The 14,194-nt window shown below is 45.2% G+C and carries 13 protein-coding genes; 6 read left to right on the plus strand and 7 right to left on the minus strand.

Going from position 1 to position 14,194, the window contains the following annotated elements:
- Positions 1-5: 5 nt before the first annotated feature.
- The 6 genes from hfq to ACMXYV_RS14255 form a co-directional block, all read right to left on the minus strand.
- Positions 6-248 carry an RNA chaperone Hfq gene (gene hfq / locus ACMXYV_RS14230; RefSeq protein ID WP_007022969.1) on the minus strand — a complete coding sequence of 81 codons (243 nt, stop codon included), beginning with the start codon at positions 246-248 and terminating at the stop codon, positions 6-8.
- A 125-nt stretch (positions 249-373) separates the two neighbouring features.
- On the minus strand, positions 374-1,279 hold the full coding sequence (gene miaA / locus ACMXYV_RS14235; protein WP_415891452.1) for a tRNA (adenosine(37)-N6)-dimethylallyltransferase MiaA: 906 nt from the start codon (positions 1,277-1,279) through the stop codon (positions 374-376).
- A gap of 37 nt (positions 1,280-1,316) precedes the next feature.
- Entirely contained in the window at positions 1,317-3,191 is a 1,875-nt protein-coding gene (gene mutL, locus ACMXYV_RS14240) for a DNA mismatch repair endonuclease MutL (RefSeq protein WP_415889114.1), read from the minus strand.
- 26 nt (positions 3,192-3,217) lie between these two features.
- Positions 3,218-4,540 (minus strand): N-acetylmuramoyl-L-alanine amidase, encoded by a 1,323-nt coding sequence (locus ACMXYV_RS14245; protein WP_415889115.1) that lies wholly within the window; start codon positions 4,538-4,540, stop codon positions 3,218-3,220.
- Between the two features lie 46 nt (positions 4,541-4,586).
- A complete protein-coding gene (gene tsaE, locus ACMXYV_RS14250; protein WP_415889116.1) occupies positions 4,587-5,048 on the minus strand; it encodes a tRNA (adenosine(37)-N6)-threonylcarbamoyltransferase complex ATPase subunit type 1 TsaE in 462 nt (153 codons plus the stop codon).
- Positions 5,041-6,561, minus strand: coding sequence for an NAD(P)H-hydrate dehydratase (locus ACMXYV_RS14255; protein WP_415889117.1), 1,521 nt, complete (start codon positions 6,559-6,561; stop codon positions 5,041-5,043). Before ACMXYV_RS14255 ends, tsaE begins: the two co-directional genes overlap by 8 nt.
- Positions 6,562-6,631: 70 nt before the next feature.
- Between ACMXYV_RS14255 and queG the strand changes: the two genes are divergently transcribed.
- On the plus strand, positions 6,632-7,756 hold the full coding sequence (gene queG, locus ACMXYV_RS14260) for a tRNA epoxyqueuosine(34) reductase QueG (RefSeq protein WP_415889118.1): 1,125 nt from the start codon (positions 6,632-6,634) through the stop codon (positions 7,754-7,756).
- Here queG and orn read toward each other — a convergent pair.
- Positions 7,753-8,259, minus strand: a complete 507-nt coding sequence (orn, locus tag ACMXYV_RS14265; RefSeq protein ID WP_415891453.1) for an oligoribonuclease — start codon at positions 8,257-8,259, stop codon at positions 7,753-7,755. The genes queG and orn overlap by 4 nt on opposite strands.
- Positions 8,260-8,463: 204 nt before the next feature.
- Here orn and rsgA point away from each other — a divergent pair, with 204 nt between their 5' ends.
- The 5 genes from rsgA (at position 8,464) to ACMXYV_RS14290 (ending at position 14,124) form a co-directional block, all read left to right on the plus strand.
- Complete coding sequence (rsgA, locus tag ACMXYV_RS14270; protein ID WP_415889119.1) at positions 8,464-9,492, plus strand: small ribosomal subunit biogenesis GTPase RsgA; 1,029 nt, start codon at positions 8,464-8,466, stop codon at positions 9,490-9,492.
- A 42-nt stretch (positions 9,493-9,534) separates the two neighbouring features.
- The gene (locus ACMXYV_RS14275) at positions 9,535-11,163 is read left to right on the plus strand and encodes an HDOD domain-containing protein (RefSeq protein ID WP_415889120.1); all 1,629 of its coding nucleotides are present in this window, start codon (positions 9,535-9,537) and stop codon (positions 11,161-11,163) included.
- An 81-nt stretch (positions 11,164-11,244) separates the two neighbouring features.
- Entirely contained in the window at positions 11,245-12,057 is an 813-nt protein-coding gene (locus tag ACMXYV_RS14280) for a sulfurtransferase (protein WP_415889121.1), read from the plus strand.
- A complete protein-coding gene (gene asd / locus ACMXYV_RS14285) occupies positions 12,057-12,929 on the plus strand; it encodes an archaetidylserine decarboxylase (RefSeq protein WP_415889123.1) in 873 nt (290 codons plus the stop codon). The genes ACMXYV_RS14280 and asd overlap by 1 nt, the downstream gene beginning before the upstream one ends.
- Before the next feature lie 178 nt (positions 12,930-13,107).
- Positions 13,108-14,124 carry a YgfZ/GcvT domain-containing protein gene (locus tag ACMXYV_RS14290; protein WP_415889124.1) on the plus strand — a complete coding sequence of 339 codons (1,017 nt, stop codon included), beginning with the start codon at positions 13,108-13,110 and terminating at the stop codon, positions 14,122-14,124.
- Positions 14,125-14,194: the final 70 nt, after the last annotated feature.

Below are 14,194 nucleotides of genomic sequence, written 5' to 3' on the forward strand. Positions count from 1 at the left end.
GATTATTAGTCCTCTGCTTTTGCTTCGTCTGCTGCAGGCAGTTTAACTGGGCGCGCAGGAACAACAGTTGAGATGGCATGCTTATAAACCATCTGACTAACAGTATTTTTAAGCAGGATAACAAACTGATCGAAAGACTCGATCTGACCCTGAAGTTTAATACCATTAACTAAGAAAATAGACACTGGAATACGCTCTTTACGTAGCGCATTCAAATAAGGGTCTTGTAATGATTGCCCTTTTGACATTTGCAAACTCCTTCCCGAGGAAAATTTTATAATTTTTTCGTTATAGTATGGCTGACGGCTCTTAAATTTACTGCTTTCGCCGCTTATACGCCTTATTTTACAGCTTTTTACTGTCTAGCCTGACATTATATAATGCTACCTTCAATGAATTTCAAGGCATTCTGCAATAGATTTGTGTCGTGAGTGTCAATCCAGTTGAGGTTTTCCCAACTTCTTAGCCACGTAACCTGCCTTTTTGCCAACTGCCTGGTGGCAACAACACCTTTAAATTTCATCGTGTCATAATCCCAAGTTCCGGCAAAGTATTCCCATACTTGGCGATAACCAACACAGCGCACAGATGGCATCTGCAGGTTCAAGTCACCTCGATCCCAAAGCGTCCTTACTTCATCTACAAAACCTTGCTCAAGCATGATATCAAAACGACGAGCTATACGATCATGTAGTTCAGAACGCTCTTGCGGCATCACCGCCAGAGAAACAATGGGAAAATCGGGCTTTTGCTTTTCCTGTTCAGCCCACAGATCCGTCATAGAACGCCCAGTAATTTCATATACCTCTAGGGCACGCTGAAGTCTCTGAGCATCATTAGGGTTTAGTCGTTTAGCTGATTCAGGATCCACTTCAGCCAATCGAGCATGCATAGCAGCCCAACCTTCAGCTTCAGCCTCCTGCAGCAGCCTTTCACGAACGGCTGCATCGGCCTCCGGCAGATTAGCCAAGCCATTTTTCAACGCATGGAAATACAACATAGTTCCACCCGTCAAAATAGGCACTTTACCCGCGGATCGAATTTCCTCAATCTGCTTGAGCGCATCCATACGAAATTCTGCAGCCGAATACGCTTCTGAAGGATCACAAATATCAATTAGGCGATGCGGATATTTAGCCAGCGTTTCTTGATCAGGCTTCGCTGTCCCTATATCCATGCCTTTATAGATCATCGCTGAATCGACACTGACGATCTCACAAGGCATGTGATCGTAAAGTTTCATCGCAAGATCGGTTTTACCTGACGCAGTAGGCCCCATTAAAAAAACGACGGGTAGATTACTCACTAACTTGCTCCTACTGGCCACGCATAAATAATTTATCAAGATCAGCCATAGTCATCTGGCTCCAAGTTGGTCGACCATGGTTACACTGACCACTTCGCTCGGTTTGCTCCATATCCCTTAACAAGGCATTCATCTCTGGCAAGGTTAATTGGCGATTTGCTCTGACCGCACCATGGCACGCCATGGTTCCCAACAGTTCATTGATATGTTGTTCAATGCGCTTACTTTCGCCATACACCAACATATCGGAAAGCACATCACGGATCAGTTGCTCGATATTGCCTTTAGCCAAAGAAACCGGCACTTGTCGGACAACAATCGTTTCTTCCCCCATGCGCGCTAACTCAAAGCCTAAGCGCTTAAACGTATTGGACTGCTCATCTGCACAATCTGCTTCCCGCTGGCTTACCGCAAGGCTCATCGGCACCAAGAGCGGTTGAGAACGTACAACATCCTGCTCAAAAGACTGCTTCATGCGCTCATAAACGATACGTTCATGGGCCGCATGCATATCTACCACAATCAAGCCTTGGTCATTTTGAGCAAGAATGTACACCCCATGTAACTGTGCTATGGCATAACCCATTGGCGGGCATTGCTCATGCTCTACCTCGGATTCAGCAGACACACCAGAATCGACTGTTGCTGCAGGCTGAGGGTGAAGCGCAGCATAGCCACTGATCTGCTCTTGGATCTGAGGTCCAGAGGGCGTTGAAGTTGGCTGATAAGCAAGTGCCGAGTAACCGTTTCCACCTGAACTATTAACGCCAGATCTAAACGCCATGCGATTTTGTTCGAAATTCTGTTGTACTGGCTGTTGTTGAGTCTGTAACTCAGCAACTGCAGGCACGGAGCCTTCCGGTATTTGATCTTGCGGGCGCATATCCGCAATCAGACGGTGCAGAGTCCGGAATAAGAAGTCATGAACTAAACGGCTCTCGCGGAAGCGAACCTCATGCTTAGTCGGATGCACGTTAACATCAACCAATGCTGGATCAAGCTCAAGATACAGCACATAAGCTGGATGGCGACCGTGGTAAAGCACATCTGCATAAGCCTGCCTGACTGCGTGTGTAACCACTTTATCTCGAATCATTCGGCCATTTACAAAGAAATACTGCAGATCCGCCTGACTACGCGAGAAAGTAGGGAGTCCTACCCATCCCCACAAACGCAGACCCGAAGCTTCGGCTACCACATCTGCTTTCAATGCGTTATCAATAAATGCTGAGCCACAGATACTGGCAACGCGACGTTCTTGCTCTAATTCACTCTCTGCCTGTCGAAGCTGATGTATAACCTTACCGTTATGACGCAACTGAAAGGCAACATCAAAGCGGCTCAATGCAAGACGCTTTACCACTTCATCAAGATGACGAAATTCAGTTTTTTCCGTTTTTAAAAATTTACGACGCGCTGGGGTATTAAAAAACAGATCTTTTACTTCAACCGTTGTACCTTGTGGATGAGCAGCCGGCTCAAGTTGAGCCTCCATATCTCGCCCTTCCGTTTGCACCTGCCAAGCGTTATTTTGCTCAGCCTGTCTAGAGGTCAAGGTTAAACGTGAAACCGAGCTGATACTGGCTAGCGCCTCACCACGGAAGCCAAGACTACCAACAGCCTCTAAGTCTTCTAGCACTTTAATTTTTGAAGTGGCATGTCGGCTAAGTGCCAAAGAAAGGTCATCTTTCTCAATACCAAAACCGTTATCACGAATTCGCATAAGCTTAACGCCGCCCTGTTCAATATCGACGTCTATTTTATCTGCTCCTGCATCCAAACTATTTTCAAGAATCTCTTTGATAACAGAAGCTGGGCGCTCAACTACTTCACCCGCCGCAATTTGGTTGGCCAAACGCGGCGATAAAAGCTGTATACGTGACATTAATCTACCTTTGGATTTTGCTGAGGCTAGCTGGTTGGAATACGTAAGACCTGACCAATTTTAATTCGATCATTTTTCAAGTTGTTCTCTTTGCGCAATGACGACAGAGATACACCGTTGCGAGAAGCAATCACCGATAGCGTATCACCACGAACAACTTTGTATGTACGATTATCTTTTTCTCTTCGCTGCGCAATGTATGTTAGCGCAGGTGGCTTACGCTCAAAGTGCTGAGTAATCCCTTTAAAGACAGCACCTGCCATCTTCTTCTGATAACTTTTGGTCTTTAACTTCGCTGCTTCGCCAGGATTAGAGATAAACCCTGTTTCAACTAAAATCGATGGAATATCAGGCGATTTCAAGACGACAAAACCAGCCTGTTCTACATGGGGTTTATGCATTTTGGCGAAGCGCTTTATATTGCCGTGGATCTGCTTGGCGATAGAACGGCTGTCTTCACGACTTGCAGTCATCGACATATCTAACAACACACTCGCCAACACATTATCTTTATCATCCAAGCTAACGCTACCTACACCGCCGATCAAATCGGTACTATTTTCTTTACGCGCTAACCAACGACCCATTTCACTACTTGCACCACGGGACGATAAAACCCAAACCGAAGCGCCTCGAGCACGTGCATCTTTAAAGGCATCCGCATGTATAGAGACAAAAAGATCAGCATTATGCTTACGGGCCGCTTTCGTTCGACCGCGTAAACTTACATAGTAATCACTCGTACGTGTTAGCTTACCTTTGTAACCAGGGGTGGCGTCTAAACGTCGTTTTAGTTCTTTAGCGATCGCAAGTACAACATCTTTTTCTCGAACCCCGCCTGGCCCAATTGCCCCGGGGTCATCACCACCATGACCTGCGTCGATAGCGATCACAATATCACGCCCAGCGACCGCTTTAGGCTTGGCCGTTTTCTTAACTGTTTTAAGCGAAGACTTTTCGTAAAGATCTAAGACGAGTCGGTGACCGTATTTTTGATTTGGTTTTAATTCAAAGCTCTTGGGGCGAACCGCCCTTTTGAGATCCAATACTAGACGGAGGGTTTGACCGTTTTTACCGGAACGAATTTTTTTAACCGGGCTTTTATCTAAACCAAGCTTATCCAGCCCAGCTTTTAACGATGCCTTTTCGATATCAAGCACTATTCGATCAGGCTTATCGAGCGTAAATACTTTATGTGATGCCGGACCGCTCATATCAAATACAAGACGAGCATGATCCGGTGCTAACCAGATACGCACATTTTTAACATCCGCAGCATGAGTAATCGCGCTACAGATAAAAATCAAACAACCTAATAATCCAGCAAAAACATGCCGGAAACCGCTCATTCGCATAGTGCTTAAGCTTAGCCCCTTCTTACTTCTCTTCAGTCGCTTACAATAACTTATCGGCCATCTGCTGGCCTAATTCAGACTGTGGTGTCCAAGTTAATTGTCGTCCGCGACCATCAAGCTCAATCTGCAACAACAAATCAGCCTCAGGCAAAATACCTTGCCCTCTTTCTGGCCATTCAACTAAACATAATGCCTTATCTTCAAAATAATCACGAATACCTAGAAATTCCAATTCTTCAGGGTCCGACAAACGATATAAATCAAAGTGATAAATCTGCTGTTCGCCTACTTCATAAGGCTCCACCAGCGTATAGGTCGGACTCTTAACCGAACCTTGATGACCACAACCACGAAGAATACCTCGGCTTAGGGTTGTTTTACCCATACCTAAGTCACCTAACAGGAAAATAACACCTCTACCCGCTGCTGCATTCGCAATTTTATGGCCGAATGCGATCATCGCCTCTTCATCGGATAGTTTTACTTGATACTGATTACTCATACTTACTATTTATTACTCTTGGAATTGCATCAAACAGATCTGATGCGATTAAACCTATTTCACCCTGTTGTTTCACAACGTAGTCGGCGGCTTTAGCATGAATCAACACCGCTAAACGAGCGGCATTTTCAGGTGATAAACCTTGAGCTAGAAGCGCTCCACAAATACCCGACAATACATCTCCCATCCCAGCAACCGCCATACCTGGATTACCGGCGTCACAAAGATAAATCACTTCACCAGCGCTGACCAATGAACCAGCACCTTTTAAAACAACGCTACCACCACAAATTTTCTGTAAACGCTCAACGGATGCGAAACGATCAGCTTCTAACTCAGCTACAGACTTATCCATGATTCTGGATGCTTCACCCGGATGAGGGGTACAGATCCATTTTTTCTGATTCAGCTGGGTAAACAACGCCTTCTCAACAATTAAATTCAGCGCATCAGCATCTAAAACCAAAGGCTTTTCGGTTGCTAGCGCAGCACGTAACATCTGATCGGACCACGCATTTTGCCCAAGACCCGGCCCTATGACAATCACATCCGCACGATCCAACAAAGGTAATAAGTGTCCCGTTGAATCAACAGCATGCACCATGACTTCAGGGGAACGTGTTAACGAGGCGGTCACATGCTCTGAACGGGTCGCCAAAGACACTAATCCAGACCCACTTCGCATCGCTGCCTGAGAAGCTAAAAGGGCCGCCCCACCCATGCCGGAATTACCGCCAATCACCAACAGATGACCAAACTTACCTTTATGGGCATTACGCTCCCTTGCTGGCAGAAGCTCAGCTAAATCACTCTCCGTGGTTCGAAAAACATCTACCGTAACTAGGTCATAAACCTCATCAGGCACTTTTAAGTCATCAAATAGAATCTGGCCACGATAATTCACCCCTTCGGAGGTAAACAAACCACGCTTAAGCCCTATAAAGCTCAATGTAATATCTGCTCGAACAGCTACACCTAAAACAGCACCGGTATCAGCACAAATACCTGAGGGTATATCAACGGCGAATATTGGTTTATTACTGCGATTGATCTGCCTGATCATGCCTACAAAGGGTTCTCTAACTTCACCCGTCAGCCCTGTACCCAACAGTGCATCAACAATAAGATCGCCCCATAGTTCTGCACCTGCAGATGTCACCTCTATTCTTCCAATAACGGACTGCAGTTTTTCCCATGCTTCTAGCGCCTCACCACCAAGCTGAGTGGGGAATTCGGCTTTTCCTACGCAGACCAACTGCACCTGTAAACCTTTATTGATAGCTAGGGCTGCTACCACAAAGCCATCACCGCCATTGTTGCCTGCGCCGCAAACAATACTTAATGACTCAATGTTCGGGAAACGATCGAGTATTTCAGCAAACACAGCATGTCCTGCTCGCTGCATTAAGCGAATACCCGGAATACCAAACTGAGTAATTGCGGTATTATCCAACACCCGAGTTTGTTCGGCAGTGTATAATGGTGCAGGTAAGACAGCTCTGTTTATGGACATCTGCTCTGCGAACTCCTGTGATTTTCTGCCATTATAGAGGAACCTGTGCCTATTTAGGCAAGCAGACACCATGACAGATATGCCAACTAAATCTCTGGAAGCGTTAGCCCAACAGATCAAAACTTGGGCAAAGGAACTTGGCTTTCAGCAATGTGGAATCACCGACTGCGATTTAAGCCAAGAACAAGCGCATTACGAACAATGGCTTAGCAACGGTTTCCATGGAGAGATGGCATACCTAGAGAACCATCTAGATAAACGTTTCTCTGCTAATAGTTTAGTACCCGAGGCGCAACGTATCATCTGTGTTCGCATGGATTATCTACCTCCCGAAACCAAGATCACAAAAATCCTCGACGATAACAATAAAGCCTATGTATCGCGCTACACTTTGGGCCGAGATTATCACAAACTGATTAGGAAACGATTGACTCAGCTCGGCAAACGAATTGAGCAGGAAGTCGGCGAATCGGTCTACCGAGCGTTCGTGGATAGCGCTCCCATTTTGGAAAGACCTTTAGCTAAAAAAGCGGGTATTGGTTGGCGTGGCAAACATACTCTAATTTTAAACCGTGAAGCTGGGTCATTATTCTTTCTTGGAGAGCTATTAATCGACCTACCATTACCAATAGATGAACCCGTAACAGAAGACCATTGCGGTAAATGTACAGCTTGTTTGGACGTATGCCCAACCAAGGCGTTTCCACAACCTCATGTTTTAGACGCACGTCGCTGTATATCTTATCTCACCATTGAGCTGAGCGGCTCGATTCCTGAAGAGTTACGCCCTCTGATGGGCAACAGAATCTTTGGCTGCGATGATTGCCAGTTAATCTGCCCTTGGAATCGTTTTTCGGATTTCACCCAAGAAAGCGACTTTCACCCTCGACAAAAATTAGATGATATCGAATTAGTAAATCTTTTTACTTGGTCAGAAGAAGAGTTTTTGAAAAAAACCGAAGGCTCGGCAATCAGAAGAACAGGGCATATCGGCTGGCTAAGAAACATTGCTGTAGCACTAGGAAACAGTAACGGTGGCCAATATGTGATTGAAGCTTTAGAAAGCAAGCGTACTCACGAATCTGATATTGTTCGCGAGCACGTTGAGTGGGCCCTAAAGCAACTAGAAAGTAGAACTGCTGCGCAGATCCTTCCTATTCAGACCCACCCTCGCCGTAAGAAGATTCAGTTTTAATCCAGCTTAATAAAGTGCTCGCGATAGTATTTAAGCTCTTCAATTGAGTCTTTAATATCGTCTAGCGCCAGATGAGACCCTTTTTTCACAACGCCTTTGGCGACTTCTGGCTTCCAACGTTTCGCCAGCTCTTTTAAAGAGCTCACATCAAGATTTCGGTAATGGAAGAATGCCTCTAGCTCAGGCATATATTTATTCAGGAAACGTCGATCCTGACCAATGCTATTTCCGCACATTGGCGAAGCACCTGCTTCCAGATACTGTTTTAAAAATTCAACTGTCTGCGCTTCCGCCTGCGCTTCCGTCACCTGACTATCTTTAACACGCTGAGTCAGCCCTGACTTCCCATGCTGATTGGTACACCACTCATCCATGCCGTCCAAGATTTCATCAGTTTGATGAATTGCTAACATTGGCCCTTCCGCTAAGATGTTCAGGTCAGAATCAGTGACAATGGTTGCAATCTCGATAATGACATCTGTTTTTGGCTCCAACCCGGTCATCTCTAGATCAATCCAGATCAGATTTTCCTTACTTACCACCTTATTACCTCCAAAAATGACGTTTTCACCTACCTATGTCACTGAATAGCGGACTTAATTCGCAGGTTCTTTGACTTTCCCTTAGAATACCCTACCTTCTAACATCTTGCTTCGATATTAACGGAGACTATTAGCACTCGCGCTTTAAAACGCAGCTAACTCATTATGGCAAAACGTAAATTAACTCGCCGCCAAAGCTGGCGTATCCAGAAAATCCAAGACGAACGTGCCGCTCGCGCATCTAAAAAAGATGCCGCGATCGAACAGCAATTGGATAGCAGCGACCTTGGCCCCGAGCAACACGGTCTAATCATCTCTCATTTTGGTCGCACCGTAGATGTCGAAGCGACCGAAGGTGACAACCAAGGTGAGATCATTCGGTGTCATATGCGTACCAATTTAGGTCAGTTGGTCACCGGCGATAGGGTTATCTGGCGCGAAGGCAAAGATACTGGCGTAGTCGTAGCTAAGCTAGAGCGTAAAAGTGAGCTACTGCGCCCCAACCCATACGGCGACATGAAACCTGTAGCCGCAAATATCGATTTTATTGTTATCACTGTAGCGGTTGAACCAACACCTTACGCCAATCTTATTGATCGCTACTTAGTGGCAGCAGAATTAAGCGGTATAGAGCCGGTTATTTTATTAAACAAAACCGACCTACTAAACGACGTCAATCGCGCCGAGATTGACGCAATGCTGCAACGTTATAGAGATATCGGTTATACCGTTCTACTTGCATCGAGTTCTAGTGAAGAAGGCTTAGCTGATCTAAAGGGTTATCTCGACAATCGTATCAGTGTGTTTGTTGGGCAATCAGGTGTAGGTAAATCATCTTTAATAAATGTGTTACTGCCTGGCGTTGATTTAAAAGTAGGCTCACTCTCAACTCAAACAAAGAAAGGCCGACACACTACTACAACAGCACGATTATTCCACTTCCCAGATGGCGGTGACTTAATCGATTCTCCAGGGATTAGGGAGTTTGGCTTGTGGCATATTGAACCTGATGATGTTATCAATGGTTTCAAAGAGTTACAGCCTTTAGCTGGGTTGTGCCGTTTTCGCGATTGTAAGCATGAAAAAGAACCCGGCTGTGCACTAAAGTCGGCCGTAGAAGATGGTACTATCAGCGAATATCGCTGGAAGAGCTACAAACATATTCTTTGTTCTATTGAAGAGCAAAATAGTTAATTTTGGTCCATAGTATCAATATTGGAATCAGGCGGAGAACAGATGTCAGAGTCCCCATACGGAGTGGAGAATTGGGTTGAGTACCTAAAAGACCGCCCATTACCTGTCAGAAACAGTGTTCTTCGTCGTCTGCAAAAACAGTTACGAGATACAAACGTAACCATTCAAACTCTGAACCGGATCATTAAATCAGACCCGGTCTTATGCTTACATATGGTTAGAAAGGCGTCCGAACTGCATAATAAAGTCGATTCCAAAGTAACCAGTATTGATCACGCCATAAACTCTCTTGGCTTAGATAATATTGAAGCGGTTTTAAAAAGCACAAAATCACTCAAGCTAAACCCATCTAGCGTTGCTCAGAAGATGTACTTTCGTTACATCGCCGTAAGCCACCATGCAGCAACACAAGCCTCCAACTGGTTAGAAGTGCGTCGAGCGCCTTTTGTTGAAGAAACTCATCTTGCAGCCCTGTTTTACGGTGTAGGCCATTGGATGCTTTGGCAGCATGCGGCTCTGCATATGAGTGAGATCCAAGTAAAACTCAGAGAAGAGCGCACCGATGTTGTTCTAGCGGAAACGGATGTATTAGGCTGTACAATTCAAGAGATTTCTCATGGTTTGATCGAACACTGGGGCATTTCTGAATTAGCATCGATCAGCTTGGAACATGAAACATCGCCTAACAAAAAAACCTTAGCGCAGCTTCACCAGCGCGCATTAGGAGATCCTCGCCTAAGCGATGAAGACCTTCGTGAAATCAATCATTTGGTACAAGAAAAGTTCTTCCCTGTAAAACTCGCAAACTGGATCGCTTTAACAGCCAACCTCGGCTGGCAACAGACCAAAACCATGAAGATAATCGATATCATTAACGATTATCTTAAAGGCGAGATCGCTGACACCATTAACATGCTGCATAAGAACTGCGCTCACGCATCCTCTATGTACCATGTAGCAGGCACTCTGGCTCCTGCAGCCGAGATGATCATGCTCCCGTCGGAAAAACAGATTAATTACCGCCTATCCGAAAAAGAGAGCCAAATACTGTCGGCAAGTTTACCGGAAGTAACAAAACCTCAAATAGAAGTTCCGCAACCGACGCCTGAGCCTGAAGAGATCGTTGAGACCGAAATAAGCCTGCCTGCTAAGCCCGATTTTCAGGATCAAAACATTTACGATCAAATCGCTGAAAGGTTCTTAAAAGGTTACGATCTTTATACGCAGCCTAAACATATCCTTCAGGGGTTAATTCAAGGTACTAACCGTGGCTTAGGCTTTGAACGGGTATGCATGTTTCTCGTCAATCCAAAGACAAACAGCATGAAAACAGCGTTTGCCGTTGGGTTTGAAGACAAACATCCGATGTCGACATTCCAATACGATTTGGAAATACCAAGCCTATTTAAAAAGCTGAGAGAAAAACCTGGATGCATTTGGGTGAAGCCTGAAAACATCGACAAAATGAATCAGATGTTGCCAGAGGTCTATCGTAGCTGGGGTAACCCAAATGGTTTCCTGTTGATGTCTTTATTCTTTGGCAAGAAGCCAATTGCGATCATTCATGCCGATTACGGTAGTCACGGCCCTGAAATCAGTGATTTCCACCATGAGCGATTCCGCTATCTCTGCTCAGCCGCCACTTTAAGCCTCAAAAAGATGCTTAAATAAGACCGGTATATCAGCACGCTTGAATAAGTGGCAACAATCCCAATATTATCTTTGACCAGCCCTTTCTTTTGGAGTGACTGAATGAATTTACCTTTAAGCGTTGAGGCGCACACTTTACACCAGCATCTCGACGATCCACAGGTACTGGTAATTGATCTTTCCAGCGAAGAGAACTATCTAGCTGGCCATATTCCAGGCGCCATTCACTTAGCGTCAAGTCGCCTGTTAAATGGTGAAAAACCTGTTCCAAATACGGTTCCAAGCAAAGAAAAACTCGCTACGCTTTATAATGAGTTGGGTATCACACCTGATACATGGGTTGTAGTGTACGATGATCAAAAAGGCCCTTGGGCTGGCCGCTTCATGTGGACCTTAAACATATTAGGCCACCTAAACTGTTCTGTATTAAATGGCCAATTCGACGCCTGGAAACAAGCAGGATTAGCAATTGAACAGCAAAAGAACCTACCGTCACCAAGCAACCACGAGATCAACTACGACGACTCTTTGCTTGCTGATGCGGATTATATTCTTACGCACTTAGATGATGCTAACTGCACTATCTGGGATGCACGCAGCGCTGCAGAATACAGCGGTGAAAAGGTCATCAATGCTCAAAAAGGTGGCCATATTCCAGGCGCTAAACATTTCGAATGGACTGACTGCTTAATAAGCGATTCCGATCTCCGCCTAAAACCCAAAGAGGAATTGTTATCCTTACTGGTAGATGCAGGGATTAATCCTGAAAACACTATTATCACCCACTGCCAAACTCACCGCCGCTCAGGCCTAACTTACTGGGTTGCTAAACACCTCGGATTTAAAAACATTCGCTGCTACGATGGCTCGTGGTTCGAATGGGGTAATCTTCCAAACACTCCTGTGGAGAAATAATGAAAAGCTTTACTGACCGTCTGTTTATTTTATTTCAACATATCGTGCCTCAGCATTTGTTATCACGCTTGGTAGGCAAGATTGCAGACTGCCAAACGCCTTGGGTAAAAAACACATTTATTAAATGGTTCGCCAAGAAGTATCAAATCAACATGACGGAAGCTCGTGAAGAGATTCCAACTAATTACCCTAGTTTCAATGCTTTCTTCACCCGTGAATTAAAAGACGGTGCACGTACCATCGATAGGGATGCAGCTAATATCGCTAGCCCAGCAGATGGCGCAATTAGCCAGCTAGGCAAGATTGAACATGGTCGTATCTTTCAAGCAAAAGGCCGTGGGTATGGTTTAGCAACGCTATTAGGTGGCGATCAAGAAAGAGCAAAAGATTTTATTGATGGCGAATTTGCGACCATCTATCTCTCCCCTAGGGATTATCACCGAGTGCACATGCCTGTTAAGGGTACGCTAACTCATACCACCTATGTTCCTGGAGATCTGTTTTCCGTAAACCAGACAACAGCTGAAGGCGTAGATCAATTGTTTGCACGTAATGAACGCCTAGTTGCTTACTTCGACACTGAATATGGCCCTATGGCCATGGTGTTAGTCGGTGCAATGATTGTGGCTGGCATCGAAACAGTTTGGTCAGGGCAGGAAGCTCCTGCGCTAAGACGCCCTGTTCACGCAAGTTTCAGCCCAACCTCACCTGAGCCAATTATTTTGGAGAAAGGCGAAGAGATGGGACGCTTTAAACTCGGCTCAACAGTTGTTCTGCTATTTGGCAAAGAGCAGATCTCTTGGGCAGAAGAACTAGCAGCAGAAAGCCCAGTAGAACTCGGAAAAATGATAGCGAAGAAAGTCGACGCTTAAATATATCCTGTTGTATTTGTGTACCTTGTTTCCTCAATTCAACTGACCAAGGTGCACTTCAAAGGTTAGCCAGAGATGTCGATTTTATTCTGAATAACCATAAACTTTGTCTGCTGTCCTCAGTTTGTATTTAGCATACACTAGGAGTGTAGAGTCGCAGTCTAGGTATTAATGTACGATGAGCAATCTGATTGAATTATTAAAAGATAAAGATATTCAACTCAATACTGACAACACAGCTGTACTCAGTACAACACCCAAAACGACACAAATTATTCCGCTGCTACATCAACGCGTTCTATCAATAGCAGGCCCGGATACTGAAAAATTCCTTCAAGGCCAACTGACCTGTGATGTTTCAGAAGTTTTCGCACGCGGCAGTGCTCTAGGCGCGCACTGCAATATTAAGGGCCATATGCTTAGCCTTTTCCGTATGCTTAAACGAGGCGAAGATCACGTTTGGTTGCGCATGAGCCATGATATTTTTGAAAGCGCTACTAATAACCTGAAAAAGTACATGATCTTTTCCAAAGCGGAAGCAGAAGATGTCAGCGCACAAGTAAGTGGTATTGGTCTAACTGGCCCTGGCGCACAAGCACTGATTGAGCAGCTATTCGAACAATCGCCGACCGAAGACGATAGCATTATCAGCCTAAGTAACGGCGTTGTTGTTCGTGTACCCGGCAACCGTTACGAAATTTGGATGGAAGATAATGGCCTAGTAGAACTAATCCAAAACCTTCCCGACGAAGTGGGTATCGGTTCAACCGATGACTGGATACTGAGCGAAATCGACGCAGCAATTCCTGACCTTCGCGCAGAAACACAGGAAGCATTCATCCCTCAAATGACTAATTTCCAAGCATTGGGCGGCGTTAGCTTCCGTAAGGGCTGCTATACAGGCCAAGAAATCATTACCCGTCTTCAACATCGCGGACAGCTTAAAAAACCTATGTACATTGCTGAAGTAACAACGAATCAGCAACCACTACCAGGCCAACAAGTAAGCAGCCCAGACAAGCCTAATGCTGGCCAAATAGTACTTGCAGCACCTTGTGGCGAAAACCGTCACCGCATATTGGCCGTATTGGTAAAAACACTAGCTGAGAAAGGTGATCTTAAAGTTGGAGACGCAGCTCTGGAATTATCCACACTGCCTTACGAGCTAGATCCAAAGCTATTTGAGCCCAAATAAGGTGCACAAATAGAACACAACTGTTGACCCAGAAAGCAATAAACGAGACACTCCCATACAACTTTCGTAA

The sequence above is a fragment of the Neptuniibacter sp. SY11_33 genome, assembly GCF_047778025.1.
In the GTDB taxonomy this organism is placed as follows: Bacteria; Pseudomonadota; Gammaproteobacteria; order Pseudomonadales; family Balneatricaceae; genus Neptuniibacter.

What these genes read in the sequence shown, in the direction of transcription:
- ACMXYV_RS14290 (WP_415889124.1), top strand. Translation starts at nt 13,108, where the DNA reads ATGAGCAATCTGATTGAATTATTAAAAGATAAAGATATTCAACTCAAT.
- hfq (WP_007022969.1), bottom strand. Translation starts at nt 248, where the DNA reads ATGTCAAAAGGGCAATCATTACAAGACCCTTATTTGAATGCGCTACGT.
- ACMXYV_RS14275 (WP_415889120.1), top strand. Translation starts at nt 9,535, where the DNA reads ATGTCAGAGTCCCCATACGGAGTGGAGAATTGGGTTGAGTACCTAAAA.
- miaA (WP_415891452.1), bottom strand. Translation starts at nt 1,279, where the DNA reads ATGGGGCCTACTGCGTCAGGTAAAACCGATCTTGCGATGAAACTTTAC.
- mutL (WP_415889114.1), bottom strand. Translation starts at nt 3,191, where the DNA reads ATGTCACGTATACAGCTTTTATCGCCGCGTTTGGCCAACCAAATTGCG.
- orn (WP_415891453.1), bottom strand. Translation starts at nt 8,259, where the DNA reads ATGACCGGGTTGGAGCCAAAAACAGATGTCATTATCGAGATTGCAACC.
- ACMXYV_RS14280 (WP_415889121.1), top strand. Translation starts at nt 11,245, where the DNA reads ATGAATTTACCTTTAAGCGTTGAGGCGCACACTTTACACCAGCATCTC.
- tsaE (WP_415889116.1), bottom strand. Translation starts at nt 5,048, where the DNA reads ATGAGTAATCAGTATCAAGTAAAACTATCCGATGAAGAGGCGATGATC.
- ACMXYV_RS14245 (WP_415889115.1), bottom strand. Translation starts at nt 4,540, where the DNA reads ATGAGCGGTTTCCGGCATGTTTTTGCTGGATTATTAGGTTGTTTGATT.
- asd (WP_415889123.1), top strand. Translation starts at nt 12,057, where the DNA reads ATGAAAAGCTTTACTGACCGTCTGTTTATTTTATTTCAACATATCGTG.
- ACMXYV_RS14255 (WP_415889117.1), bottom strand. Translation starts at nt 6,561, where the DNA reads ATGTCCATAAACAGAGCTGTCTTACCTGCACCATTATACACTGCCGAA.
- queG (WP_415889118.1), top strand. Translation starts at nt 6,632, where the DNA reads ATGACAGATATGCCAACTAAATCTCTGGAAGCGTTAGCCCAACAGATC.
- rsgA (WP_415889119.1), top strand. Translation starts at nt 8,464, where the DNA reads ATGGCAAAACGTAAATTAACTCGCCGCCAAAGCTGGCGTATCCAGAAA.